This window comes from Micromonospora sp. NPDC051925 (genome assembly GCF_044548625.1).
GTDB lineage: Bacteria > Actinomycetota > Actinomycetes > Mycobacteriales > Micromonosporaceae > Micromonospora.
In genome coordinates this window covers 361,215-373,956 of record NZ_JBIUCH010000002.1, presented here as the reverse complement: position 1 = coordinate 373,956, position 12,742 = coordinate 361,215, and the positions used below count along the sequence as shown (strand labels likewise).

Sequence of the window (12,742 nt, the reverse complement as noted above, 5' to 3'; positions counted from 1 at the left end):
GAACTGGTGGATCACTGGGAGGTGCGGTCGGTCGCACAGTCGGGGCAGGTGCCCCAGTAGACGACCTCCGCCTCGTCGACCACGAACCCGTGATCATCGGAGGCGGTGAGACAGGGAACGTGGCCGACGGCGCAGTCGACGTCGGCGATCGCGCCGCAGGAGCGGCACACGACGTGATGGTGGTTGTCCCCCACCCGCGACTCGTAGCGGGCGGTCGACCGGCCCGGCTGGATGCGCCGCACCAGACCGGCGTCGGTGAGCGCCCGCAGCACGTCGTACACCGCCTGGTGGGAGACCGTGGGGAGGTCCGCCCGCACCAGCGCGATCACCGTGTCCGTGTCGACGTGCGGGTGGTCGCGCAGCGCGGCGAGCACGGCCAGTCGGGGCCGCGTCACGCGCAGCGAAACCGCCCGCAACTGTGCCTCGAGGTCGGCCGTCATGGCACGACCATAGTCCGGTCTTTTGGAACAAATCAAGTTTAGCCCCGGCGTGGCGGCGCACATCTTCGCGAACGGCGCACCGGAGTGGTCGGCGTCACCGGGAGCGGGGCGGCGCGGTGCTGCCCCGCACCACGAGCGAGGTGCCGAGCTCGTACCGGTCCTGGGCGAGCGGATGGCCGTCGGCCAGCGTCAGCGCGAGGCGCGCGGCGGTGGCGCCGATCTCACCGAACGGCTGCCGCACCGTGGTCAGTGGCGGCGCCAGCCAGGCCGCCTCGTCCACGTCGTCGAAACCGACGACGCTGAGGTCGTCGGGAATCCGGAGGTCGGCCTCGCGCGCCGCCGCGTAGACGCCAAGCGCCTGGAGGTCGTTGCCGCAGACGACGGCGGTGGGCGGCTCGGGCCGGACGAGCAGCTCGGCACCGAGGCGCTGGCCGTCTTCGAAGGTGAGGACCCCACGGCGCTCGAGGCGCTCGTCGAACGGCACACCGGCGTAGTCCAACGCGGCGCGGAAGCCGTCCCGGCGGGCCCGCGCCGACAGGTCCTTGACCGGCCCGGTGAGCACTCCGATCCGCCGGTGGCCCAGGTCGAGAAGATGGCGGGTGGCGGACAGGGCGCCACTCCAGTTGCTCGACCCGACGGCGGGGACGGGAAACAGGTCGCCGATCGGATCGACCGCGACGAGCGGTATCCCGGCGGCGGCGAACCTCGCGCCGTCCTCGGCCGTCACCAGGGAGAACACCGTGATGACGGCGGCCGGCTGGCGCAGCAGCAGCGACTCCGCCCAGGGCTGCCCCGCCAGCAGGCGACGGTGCACGTCGGTGAAGCCGACCGTGTGGTCCCGCGGGCCGGCGACCTCCTGGACACCGCGCAGGATCGGCATGGCGATCGAGGACAGCATCTGGTGGAAGACCACCTCGATGCAGGGGGCCACGCTGCTGGCCGGTCGCCGGCGGTAGCCGTGGTCGCGGAGCAGCGCCTCCACCCGCTGCCGGGTCTGCTCACCCACGCCACGGCGGCCGTTGAGAACCTTGGACACCGTGGGCGGGGACACCCCGGCGAGTTCGGCGATCGTGGCGATGGGCAGGTCACCGCGCCGAGGCTTGCGGGGGCGACGGCGCTGACCTTCCTCGATCACGAAGGGAAGTCTACGGTGCACCCCGCACCGTGGCCGGGCACGCACTCAGCCTGCCGGATGCTCCGCCGGGCGGTACGCGAACCAGTCGAACGCGGCGCTGCCCTCGGTGACGTACATGCCGATGACCCGGCCGGTGAAGCCGGCGGCGACCTCGGTGGACAGGTAGCGCCCGTCGAGGTCGGCCAGCACGGTACGGCCGTCGGAGTCCTCCACCTCGAACGTGATCATGTCGCAGGCGGCGGCGCGTACCCCTCGGGGTGCGTTCCCGGCCACCAGGTCGGCGGCGGAGGTCACGGTCGGCGGGTGGAGGTCGTGGGTGCGGGTGGCGATCGTCAGGACGAGCGGACCATCGGGTACGGCCAGCGTGGCGAAGACCTGCCGGAACGGTCCGGCCCGGCCGACGACCCGGACGGTGCCGGCCCGGACCTCCAGGTCGTAGTGGTGCGCCTCGTCGATCCGGATGGTGAGCCCGGCGGTGCCGCCGGCCGGGTCCACGCGTGCGCTGACCCGGCAGTCGTGGTGCCGCTGCCGCAGCGCCACGATCGTCGCGCCGACGAGGTCGAGGGTCGTCCCCGCAGCGTGCAGGGTGAGCCAGCCGGGCCGGGTGGTCAGCGACCAGACCGCGTCGGGCCGGCAGCGCGGCGAGATCCAGTCGGGGGCCAGGACGGTCGCGTCGAAGTCGTCGCGGTACGTGCCCGGGTCGGCCGGGGCGGCACCGGCCGGGGCACTGCCGGCGGGGGCGGCGGTGACCTCCTGGACCGGGTCGACGACCGGCCAGCCGTCGACCCAGCGCACCGGCACGAGGAAGGTCTCGCGGCCGAGGACGTGGTAGGGCGGCCACTGGCCCTTGGCCCGGATGCCGAGCAGGACCAGCCACCAACTGCCGTCGACGGCCTGGACCAGGTCGGCGTGCCCGGTGGCCTGCACGGGGAGGTCGCTGCTGCGGTGGGTCAGGATCGGGTTGGCCGGTGCGGGCTCGAACGGGCCGCGCAGGCTGCGCGACCGGGCCACGGAGACGGCGTGGCCGGTGTGCGTGCCGCCCTCGGAGAGCAGCAGGTACCACCAGCCGTCGATCCGGTAGAGGTGCGGCGCCTCGGGGTACTGGCCGCCGGTGCCCGACCACAGCGGAATCGGACCCTCCAGCACCTGACCCCGGTCCGGGTCGATCCGGTAGGCGTCCACCCCCGAGGTGGTCAGCCAACAGGTGCCGTCGTCGTCCCAGGCCAGCGACGGGTCGACGTGCGGCAGGTCGAGGTAGACCGGCTCGGACCACGGGCCGGTGGGCTCCGGTGCGGTGACGATGAGGTGTCGGCCCAGGCTGACGTTGGTGGTGATCATCCAGAACCGACCGTCGTGATGGCGCAGGGTCGGCGCGAAGATGCCGCGGGACGCCTCGGTGTCCGGGGGGAGTTCCAGCTGGCTCGGGCGGTCGAGGACGTTGCCGATCTGCCGCCAGTTGACCAGGTCGCGGCTGTGCAGCAGAGGTACGCCCGGGAAGTACTCGAAGCTGGAGCAGACCAGGTAGTAGTCCTCGCCGACCCGGCAGACGCTCGGGTCGGGGTAGAAGCCGGGGACGACCGGGTTGCGGTAGAACGAGCCTACGGACACGGGGGGCTACCTCCATGGCGGTCGTCGACCACGGGCGGCCCGGCCGACCGCCCGTGGCTGACCAGCACCGTGACCCGGGAATGTTCGCGATAACATTTCGGGTTTCGGATGCTACGGAAGACCGCCTCCGGGTTCAAGGGCCCGATCGCCGGGCCCCACCGAGACGGTCGCGCGGGAGACGCCGGCGGATCGCGGTCCCACGAAGAGCATTCGCGAAACATCCCCGTCATATCTTGACGGACCCGCCCGCATCCACGAGAGTCCATATCAGGCGAGATGGCACGCCGCCGGGAGCTCGACGCGCCATCGCACATCCCGACAGTGGACGCCGAGGTGCGAGGGGCCGCACCTGTTAACGCTAACAGCGGTGGTTCGCCACTGACACCGATAGCGACGCCGACACGGCCCGATGGCAGCGCGTGTTCCGCTCGGCGCGGGATTCACCGCGGCGATCCACGCACCCTGCCCTCGCGCCGGCTCGCCCAGGCAGCCCACCCCTTCCGACCAGTCCATCCACCGCGAGGCGTCAGCGGATCGACCCGCTCAGCGCGAGCTCGAACCCGAGCGACCGGGCAGGACGCCACCTTCCGCGGCACGTCCTGACCGAGAGAGGCCGAAGAGATCATGTCTGAAGTGACCCGAAGGAACGTCATCAAGGCCGGTGCGGTGGGGGCCGGCGCCGCGCTGCTGCCGGTCGCCTGGACCGCCACCGCCCGTGCCGGCTCGGTGGCGCCACCGCAGGTGCTGGCCGCCAACGATCTGGCCCTGTGGTACGACGAGCCCGCGGGCACCGACTGGCTCCGCGCGTTGCCGATCGGCAACGGGCGGCTCGGCGCGATGGTGTTCGGCAACCTCGACACCGACGTGCTGCAGCTCAACGAGGACACCGTCTGGGCCGGTGGCCCGTACGACTCGGCCAACACCCGGGGCGCGGCCAACCTGGCGGAAATCCGGCGGCGGGTCTTCGCCGACCAGTGGACCTCGGCGCAGGACCTGATCAACCAGACCATGATGGGCACCCCGGGTGGCCAGCTCGCCTACCAGACCGTGGGCAACCTCCGGCTCGCCTTCGGCTCCGCCAACGGGGCGACCCAGTACCGGCGGACGCTCGACCTGACGACCGCCACGGTCACCACGACCTACCTGCTCAACGGCGTACGGCACCAGCGGGAGGTGTTCGCCAGCGCGGCCGACCAGGTGATCGTGGTCCGGTTGACCGCCGACCGGGCCAACTCGATCACCTTCTCCGCCACCTTCGACAGCCCGCAGCGGACCACCGTGTCGAGTCCGGACGCGGCCACCATCGGGCTCGACGGCATCTCCGGCAACATGGAGGGTGTCAACGGCTCGGTGCGGTTTCTCGCCCTGGCCAATGCCGCCGTGACCGGTGGCACGGTCAGCAGCTCCGGCGGCACCCTGCGGGTGTCCGGCGCCACGAGCGTGACGGTGCTCGTCTCGATCGGTTCCAGCTACGTCAACTACCGCACCGTCAACGGCGACTACCAGGGCATCGCCCGCAACCGGCTCAACGCCGCCAAGAGCGTGGCCATCGACCAGCTGCGCAGCCGCCATCTCGCCGACTACCAGGCGCTGTTCAACCGGGTGAGCATCGACCTGGGGCGTACGGCCGCAGCCGACCAGCCGACCGACGTACGGATCGCCCAGCACGCGAGCAGCAACGATCCGCAGTTCTCCGCGTTGCTGTTCCAGTTCGGCCGGTACCTGCTGATCTCCTCCTCGCGACCGGGCACCCAGCCGGCGAACCTCCAGGGCATCTGGAACGACTCGCTGGCACCGTCCTGGGACTCGAAGTACACGATCAACGCCAACCTGCCGATGAACTACTGGCCGGCCGACACGACGAACCTCGCTGAGTGCTTCCTGCCGGTCTTCGACATGGTCAAGGACCTCACGGTGACCGGCGCGCGGGTCGCCCAGGCGCAGTACGGCGCCGGCGGTTGGGTCACCCACCACAACACGGACGCGTGGCGGGGCGCCTCGGTCGTCGACGGGGCGCTGTGGGGCATGTGGCAGACCGGTGGCGCCTGGTTGGGCACCCTCATCTGGGACCACTACCAGTTCACCGGCGACCTGGGTTTCCTGCAGGCCAACTACCCGGCTCTCAAGGGCGCCGCCCAGTTCTTCCTCGACACCCTGGTCGCCCATCCGACGCTCGGCTACCTGGTGACGAACCCCTCGAACTCGCCGGAGCTGCCGCACCACGCGAACGCCAGCGTCTGCGCGGGCCCGACGATGGACAACCAGATCCTGCGGGACCTGTTCGACGCCGCCGCCCGCGCCAGTGAGACCCTCGGCGTCGACACCACCTTCCGGTCCCAGGTCCGCACCGCCAAGGACCGGCTGCCCCCGACCCGGGTCGGCTCCCGGGGCAACGTCCAGGAATGGCTCGCCGACTGGGTCGAGACCGAACGGACCCACCGGCACGTCTCCCACCTCTACGGCCTGCACCCGAGCAACCAGATCACCAAGCGCGGCACCCCGGCGCTGTACGAGGCCGCCCGCAAGACCCTGGAACTGCGGGGCGACGACGGGACCGGCTGGTCCCTCGCCTGGAAGATCAACTACTGGGCCCGACTGGAGGACGCCACCCGCGCCCACAAGCTCCTCAAGGACCTGGTACGCACCGACCGGCTCGCGCCGAACATGTTCGACCTGCACCCGCCGTTCCAGATCGACGGCAACTTCGGCGCCACCTCCGGCATCGCCGAGATGCTGCTGCACAGCCACACCGGCGAGCTGCACCTGTTGCCCGCGCTGCCGAGCGCCTGGCCCACCGGGCAGGTCGCCGGCCTACGCGGCCGGGGCGGGTACACCGTCGGCCTGGCCTGGACCAACGGCCAGACCGACGAGATCGGCATCCGCGCCGACCGCGACGGCACGCTCCGCATGCGGTCCCGGCTGTTCACCGGCAGCTTCACCCTCGTCGACGTCACCGACGGCAGCACGCCGGCCACCACCCGGCCGGAGACGGACGTCGTCCAGCTCTCCGCCCGCGCCGGTCACACCTACCGGGCCGCCCGGCCCGGCGTGACCCCGTCACCGACCCTGACCCCCACGCCCACGGCCACCCCCACGCCCACGCCCACGCCCACAACGACGCCGACGAGCACGCCGACGCCGCCTCCGACCACCAGCCCTCCCGCACCGTCGGGCGCGCGGGCGACGTACGCGGTGACGAGCTCCTGGTCGGGTGGCTTCCAGGGCGAGGTCACCGTGACCGCCGGTGCGACGCCGATCCGGGGTTGGACGGTGTCCTGGACGTTCCCCAACGGGCAGGTCATCAGCCAGATCTGGAGCGGATCGCACACCCAGAGCGGTGCCAACGTGACGGTGAAGAACGTCGACTACAACGGATCGCTGCCCGCCGGCGGCTCCACCACCTTCGGCTTCATCGGCACGGTGAACGGCGCCAACAACCCCCCGACGAACATCACCTGCACCACGACCTGACCGCGTGGGCACGCGCCGCTGCCCCCGGCCGGTCAAGGCGCGTCCCCGCCCCCGGCGCTCCCGACGTCACCTCTGTGGAATGGGTGGAAGCAACATGAGACAACTAGCTCGCAGACGCCGAATACTGACCGTGCTCGCAGCCGGACTGCTGGTGGTGGCAGGGTCGACGGTCGTGCTGCGGACGTCCGCGGCGCTGGCGCTCGACAACGGCGTGGGCCGCACCCCACCGATGGGCTGGAACAGCTGGAACACCTTCGGCTGCAACATCAACGAAACGCTCATCCGGCAGATGACCGACACGATGGTCAGCTCCGGTATGCGGGACGTCGGCTACCAGTACATCGTCGTCGACGACTGCTGGATGAACCCGAACCGCGACTCCGCCGGAAACCTCCAGGGTGATCCGAGCCGCTTCCCCTCGGGCATGAAGGCGCTCGGTGACTACATCCACGCCCGGGGGTTGAAGTTCGGCATCTACCAGGCGCCCCTGGACAAGACCTGTGCGCAGTACTTCGGCAGCTATCCCGGCGCCACCGGCTCCCAGGGGCGCGAAGCCCAGGACGCCCGCCAGTTCGCCGCCTGGGGCGTCGACTACCTCAAGTACGACTGGTGCTCGCCGAGCGGCACGATCGACGACCAGGTGCGCACCTTCGCCAAGATGCGCGACGGCCTGGCCGCGACCGGTCGACCCATCGTGCTGAGCATCAACTCGAACAGCATCCACGCCAAGACCGGCCCGCAGCGCGACTGGGGCGACGTGTCGAACATGTGGCGCACCACCGAGGACATCACCAACACCTGGAACAGCGGCCAGACCAACGGCTACCCGATGGGCATCCAGAACATCGTCGACGTCACCGTGCCGCTCGCCGCGCGGGCCAGGCCCGGCGCGTTCAACGACATGGACATGATGGAGGTCGGTCGCGGCGGGATGACCGACACCGAGATGCGCAGCCACTTCGCGCTCTGGGCCGTCCTGGCCTCGCCGCTGATCGCCGGCAACGACCTGCGCAACATGAACGCGGCCACCCAGACGATCCTGAAGAACGCCAACCTCATCGGCATCAGCCAGGACGCGCTCGGCCTCCAGGCCAGCCAGGTCTCCTTCGACGGCACCCGCCGGGTGCTCGCCAAGCGGCTGTCCAACGGCGACGTCGCGGTCGCCCTGTTCAACCAGGGGACGGCCGCCACCACGATCAGCACGACCGCGTCCGCGATCGGGCTGTCGGGCAGTTCGTTCACCCTGCGCGACGCGTGGAGCAACACGACCAGCACCACCTCCGGCGCCATCTCGGCCAGCGTGCCGGGCCACGGCACCGTCGTCTACCGGGTCAGCGGTGCGACCGGCACCCCCACTCCCACGCCGACCACCACCCCGCAGACTCCCACTCCCACGCCGACCACCACTCCCCCGCCGACCACCACGCCCCCGTCGGCCGGTCCCTGCCAGGTCACGTACGCGATCAGCAGTCAGTGGCCGGACGGGTTCCAGGCCGAGGTGACGGTACGCAACACCGGCACCACGGCGATCAACGGCTGGAGCCTGCGGTGGTCCTTCGCCAACGGCCAGCAGCTGAACCAGGCGTGGGGTGCCACCTACACCCAGAGCGGCACCCAGGTCACCGCCACGAACGCCGGCTGGAACGGCACCATCAGCCCCGGCGGTAGCGCGAACTTCGGATTCATCTCCAGTTGGTCCGGCAGCAACGCCAAGCCGACCGCGTTCGCCCTCAACGGCCAGGAGTGCGGCGTGGCCTGACCGGGGACACCCCGAACGGCAGGACCCCCGGTCATGACGTCGGCCCCGACACCGGGACGCGACATCTCATGACCGGGGGCCCGCCGGGTCGGGAGATCCGCCGAACCGGCTCGACCGGGTAAGCAGCGGTCAGCGGTTCAGCGAGCTCAGCAGGGCGTCGGCCATGCCCTGCTCGCCCCGGGCGTTCGGGTGGAAGGGAGCCGCCGGGTTCTCGGGCACCAGACCCTCGACCCACCGGGTGCCGCTGCCCTTGCACGCGTCGCGCCCGATCGACGGGGTGTAGACGTCCGCGTAGCTGGCGCCGTTCGCAGCGGCGGTGCTGGCCAGCATCGCGTTCAGCGACTTCGCCACACCACGCAGGTACGGCACGTCCTGGTAGGAGATCGGGACCACCGGCCAGCAGCCGTAGCCGGTGTCGGGCACGATCGCCGGGTAGCCGAGCACCACGATCCGCGCGCCCGGCGCCGCCTGGCGGACCGCCTGAAGCACCGCGGTCACCTTCGGCGCGGTGGCGGTGACCCTGGCCTGCAACTGGTCGGTGCCACCGGCGGTGTAGATGTTCTTGCACGGCGATCCGAGCGGGCTGCTGAGGCTCGCCTTCGCGCAGTCGCTGATGATGCTGGAGAAGCCGATGTCGTTGCCGCCGATCTGCACCGTCACCAGCGCCGTGTTCGAGGTGACCGCGCTGAGCTGCGGCGGCAACGCACCGCCCACCGAGCCGCTGCCGCCGTAGAGGATGTCCTCCGTGGTGGCCCCGGAACAACTCACGTCGGCGAACGTCGACGAGCCGACGGACGTGGCGACCAGCGAGGGGTAGTTGCGGTTGGATCGCAGGCAGTTCAGGTCGACCTGGGTGGGGATCAGCGGACCGGCGGTGTACGAGTCGCCGAGCGCGACGTAGCGTCCGGTGGGGACGGCGGCGCTGGTGGGGACGGCGGCGCTGGCGGGTACGGCGGCGGTGAACAGCACACCGGCGGTGGCCGCGACGAGCGCGGCCGTCCGGGCGGCTGCCTGCAGGAGCGGTAGGCGGGGACGGGGCATGACGCCTCCCAGAGGGGATCACGGGGGTGGTGGTGCCGCGATCCTGCCGCCCCGGAAGGCCGACGTCAATATAGATGCCCCTCACTTAACAAGGGCCTGAGGTGGGCGCATGGGTCAGTCCCGACCCGCGCCCATCAGACGATCAGGGGCGTCGGGCCGACGACCAACTCCACCGACCACCGCCCCTTGTTGACATCATACGTCATACGGATTACGTTTATAACCGTCAATGAGACGATCGACTGTCCGGGCGACCGCGGCGGACCGGCGGTGAACCGTCAAGAGTGGCGGCACCGTCACGGACCCGCGAGTCGAGGGCCCCGGACTCGCCAGAGCCCTCCGGTGCGCGGCGCGGGGCCACCGCCGCCGTGCCGGTGGCCGCCGCTCTCATCCCCTCGCGCGGGTCGATCCCGTGCACCGGCACCCCATCCCGATCCCCCAAGGAGCTTCCCGATGACGAGACACCGCCTCCTAGCCGGCGCTGTCGCGGGAGTAGCAGCACTCGCCCTCGCGACAGGCGGCACCACGATCACCGCCGGGGCCAGCCCGGCCGCCTACGCGAAGGACACCAGCCCTCTCGCCAACACCGCCGGATGCGGCAAGGCACCGACGCTGACCAGCGGCACCCGCACGATCCAAAGCGGCGGCCAGAACCGCACCTACATCCTGCGGATCCCTGACAACTACGACCGCAACCACTCCTACCGCCTCATCTTCGCCTTCCACTGGAACGGCGGCACCGCCAACGACGTCGACTCCGGCGGCACCAGCGGATACCCCTGGTCCTACTACGGCATCCGCGCACTCGCCAACAACACCGCCATCTTCATCGCCCCCCAAGGCATCAGCAACGGCTGGGCCAACACCAACAACCGCGACCTCACCCTCGTCGACGACATCATGAAGCAGATCGAGAACGACCTCTGCGTCGACACCACCCAACGCTTCGCCATGGGCTTCAGCTACGGCGGCGGCATGAGCTACGCCATCGCCTGCGCCCGCGCCACCACCTTCCGCGCCGTCGCCGTCTACTCCGGCGGACAACTCAGCGGCTGCAACGGCGGCACCCAACCCATCGCCTACATCGGCATCCACGGCCTCCGCGACACCGTCCTCCCCATCACCACCGGACGCCAACTCCGCGACACCTTCGTCCGCAACAACGGCTGCACCCCACAAAACCCACCAGAACCAACCCAAGGCAGCCTCACCCACACCATCACCTACTACACCGGCTGCCGCACCGGATACCCCGTCGCCTGGGCCCCCTTCGACGGCGGACACGCACCCAACGCCGTCGACGGCACCGCCGACGTCTACGCACCCGGCGAGAAATCCTGGACCCGACCCATCGTCTGGAACTTCTTCACCCAGTTCGACACCACCACACCCCCCACCACCACACCACCGACGACCCCACCCGCGAGCCCGACCACGCCCCCAGCAGGCGGTAGCGGTTGTACCGCCACGGTGTCGCTGAACCAGTGGACCGGTGGCTTCACCGCCACCGTACGTGTCACCGCCGGTTCCTCCGGCACCACCGGTTGGACCGTCAGCGCGACCCTGCCCGGCGGGGCCAGCGTCACCAACACCTGGAACGCCACCGCCAGTGGCAGCACGGGGACGGTGCGCTTCACCAACGTCAGCTACAACGGCCAGCTCACCCCCGGCCAGGTCACCGAATTCGGTTTCCAGGGCAACGGCAGCGGGTCCGGGATGACTCCCACCTGCACCGCCCGCTGACCGGGTCGCAGGCACAGCGGCTACGCGACGAGGAACCACCAAGCGGGCCGCCCCGGGGCCGGTGCGGAGGAATCGACTCTCCTCCGCACCGGCCCCGGGCCGTCGACCGTCTCCTCGACGGGGTGGGCCGACGAACACCGGCCGTCACCCGATCCGCGAATTCGTCGTGGTCGACTCCCGATCCACCGACCTGTCGCGACTCTTGCTGCAATGATGGCGGACGTGGGAGCTGCGAAAACCAATACGCCTGTCATCTCGCCGCTTGCCGGTGAGCCGATCAAACGCGCCGACGCGGAACGGCTCGCGGGAGTGCTGAAGGCCTTCGCCGATCCGGCCCGCCTGCGGCTGCTCAGCCTCATCCAGTCCGCTCCGGAGGGCGAGGCGTCCGTCACCGACCTCACCGCGCCGCTCGGCCTGTCCCAGCCGACGGTGAGTCATCACCTTCGGATCCTCACCGAGGCCGGTCTCATCGAGCGCGAGAAGCGTGGGGTCTGGGCGTACTACCGCACCGTGCCGTCCGCGATCGCCGCGATCGCCGACCTGTTGACACCGCCCCGCAAGCGGGCGACGAAGAAGGCCCGTTGAGCGGAGAACGACGGCAGTCCGCCGGACCAGGCTGATCGAACGACGAGCCTGCGGGCCGGGCGACCCGGGGTACGGGCAGCCAGGCGCGGCACGGTGGTCGAGGGGGCACCGACCCTCGGCCACGCCTGCCGCTGCGTCAACTGGCCAAGGAACCAGCCACCGGTTCCCAGCGCCCACGGGTGCGCCACTCGAGCGCGGCAACGCGTCCCCCGGATACCAGCGGGTCGCCCTGACCAGGAGCGCCAAGGCCGCACCGCTCGAGGTGACCGCCTGCCGGGGGTGGTCACGACGGGCCGGGCCGGGCGCGGGCTGTCACCAGCCGCTGAAGGCGACCAGGAAGCCCAACCCCAGCCCACCGAGCACCACCAGGTAGCCGACGCCGATGAAGAGGGCACGCCGGTGCCGCAGCGGGAACGGCAGGAAGCCGGCGAGGGCGAGCAGTACCCCGAGCACGGCGCCGCCGGAGGGAGCGCCCAGCACCACCAGCTGGCCGAACGCCCCACAGATCAGCAGACCCTCGGTGCCCTCGGTGCCGCAGGCGTCGGCCGCCATCGGCAGGAACATCCCGACCAGCGCCACCGCCAGGGCGAGCACGACCAGGAGCAGCACCGCCACGACAGCGCCGATGGTGGCCGCCACCCCACCACGGCGCGGGCCCACCGGCACCGTCACCACGCCCTGCGGACCACCCGCGACCACCATGTTCATCCTCCCGCCCGGCATACGTCCGCGCCTTCGGCCACGGCGGGAGGCCGGCCCCGACCACCCGGTCCGCTCCGGCGCGAGAGCGAGCGTAGGCGGTGGGACCGGCCCGGACGAGGGCCGACCAGCCGGACTCTCGCCACCGACCGGCGGGCGGGAGGTCGACGCATCGGCACGGTGGCCCTCCTGCCCCGCACGCGCCGGTGAGGCACGGGCCGGTCTCCGGGGCGTCACGTTCCGCTGCCGGCGCACCTGACC

Annotated in this window: 9 protein-coding genes; 4 read left to right on the top strand and 5 right to left on the bottom strand. The window is 71.1% G+C overall.

Annotated elements, in window-relative coordinates:
* Positions 1-11: 11 nt before the first annotated feature.
* The 3 genes from ACIG87_RS04370 to ACIG87_RS04360 form a co-directional block, all read right to left on the bottom strand.
* Positions 12-440 (bottom strand): Fur family transcriptional regulator, encoded by a 429-nt coding sequence (locus tag ACIG87_RS04370; RefSeq protein WP_396848078.1) that lies wholly within the window; start codon positions 438-440, stop codon positions 12-14.
* A 94-nt stretch (positions 441-534) separates the two neighbouring features.
* Positions 535-1,575, bottom strand: a complete 1,041-nt coding sequence (locus ACIG87_RS04365) for a LacI family DNA-binding transcriptional regulator (RefSeq protein ID WP_396848077.1) — start codon at positions 1,573-1,575, stop codon at positions 535-537.
* Between the two features lie 45 nt (positions 1,576-1,620).
* On the bottom strand, positions 1,621-3,183 hold the full coding sequence (locus ACIG87_RS04360; protein ID WP_396848075.1) for a glycoside hydrolase family 43 protein: 1,563 nt from the start codon (positions 3,181-3,183) through the stop codon (positions 1,621-1,623).
* A 624-nt stretch (positions 3,184-3,807) separates the two neighbouring features.
* On the opposite strand from ACIG87_RS04360, the gene ACIG87_RS04355 reads away from it, so the two are divergent.
* Both ACIG87_RS04355 and ACIG87_RS04350 read left to right on the top strand, forming a co-directional pair.
* Positions 3,808-6,654, top strand: coding sequence for a glycosyl hydrolase family 95 catalytic domain-containing protein (locus ACIG87_RS04355; RefSeq protein ID WP_396848073.1), 2,847 nt, complete (start codon positions 3,808-3,810; stop codon positions 6,652-6,654).
* A gap of 94 nt (positions 6,655-6,748) precedes the next feature.
* On the top strand, positions 6,749-8,413 hold the full coding sequence (locus ACIG87_RS04350) for a cellulose binding domain-containing protein (protein WP_396848071.1): 1,665 nt from the start codon (positions 6,749-6,751) through the stop codon (positions 8,411-8,413).
* A gap of 129 nt (positions 8,414-8,542) precedes the next feature.
* Here ACIG87_RS04350 and ACIG87_RS04345 read toward each other — a convergent pair whose 3' ends face one another.
* Positions 8,543-9,454: an SGNH/GDSL hydrolase family protein gene (locus ACIG87_RS04345; RefSeq protein ID WP_396848069.1), complete on the bottom strand. Its 912-nt coding sequence runs from the start codon at positions 9,452-9,454 to the stop codon at positions 8,543-8,545.
* Between the two features lie 453 nt (positions 9,455-9,907).
* Here ACIG87_RS04345 and ACIG87_RS04340 point away from each other — a divergent pair, with 453 nt between their 5' ends.
* Together ACIG87_RS04340 and ACIG87_RS04335 are read left to right on the top strand one after the other, a co-directional pair.
* A complete protein-coding gene (locus ACIG87_RS04340) occupies positions 9,908-11,197 on the top strand; it encodes a cellulose binding domain-containing protein (RefSeq protein WP_396848067.1) in 1,290 nt (429 codons plus the stop codon).
* Positions 11,198-11,410: 213 nt separating this feature from the next.
* Positions 11,411-11,782, top strand: a complete 372-nt coding sequence (locus ACIG87_RS04335; protein ID WP_396848184.1) for an ArsR/SmtB family transcription factor — start codon at positions 11,411-11,413, stop codon at positions 11,780-11,782.
* A gap of 312 nt (positions 11,783-12,094) precedes the next feature.
* Here the strand turns inward: ACIG87_RS04335 and ACIG87_RS04330 are convergent, their stop codons facing one another.
* Positions 12,095-12,505 carry a hypothetical protein gene (locus ACIG87_RS04330; RefSeq protein ID WP_396848066.1) on the bottom strand — a complete coding sequence of 137 codons (411 nt, stop codon included), beginning with the start codon at positions 12,503-12,505 and terminating at the stop codon, positions 12,095-12,097.
* Positions 12,506-12,742 lie beyond the last annotated feature (237 nt).

Bases quoted from the DNA above. Each gene is read 5' to 3' on its own strand.
- ACIG87_RS04370 (WP_396848078.1), bottom strand. From the start codon at position 440: ATGACGGCCGACCTCGAGGCACAGTTGCGGGCGGTTTCGCTGCGCGTG.
- ACIG87_RS04355 (WP_396848073.1), top strand. From the start codon at position 3,808: ATGTCTGAAGTGACCCGAAGGAACGTCATCAAGGCCGGTGCGGTGGGG.
- ACIG87_RS04350 (WP_396848071.1), top strand. From the start codon at position 6,749: ATGAGACAACTAGCTCGCAGACGCCGAATACTGACCGTGCTCGCAGCC.
- ACIG87_RS04345 (WP_396848069.1), bottom strand. From the start codon at position 9,454: ATGCCCCGTCCCCGCCTACCGCTCCTGCAGGCAGCCGCCCGGACGGCC.
- ACIG87_RS04340 (WP_396848067.1), top strand. From the start codon at position 9,908: ATGACGAGACACCGCCTCCTAGCCGGCGCTGTCGCGGGAGTAGCAGCA.
- ACIG87_RS04335 (WP_396848184.1), top strand. From the start codon at position 11,411: ATGGCGGACGTGGGAGCTGCGAAAACCAATACGCCTGTCATCTCGCCG.
- ACIG87_RS04330 (WP_396848066.1), bottom strand. From the start codon at position 12,505: ATGCCGGGCGGGAGGATGAACATGGTGGTCGCGGGTGGTCCGCAGGGC.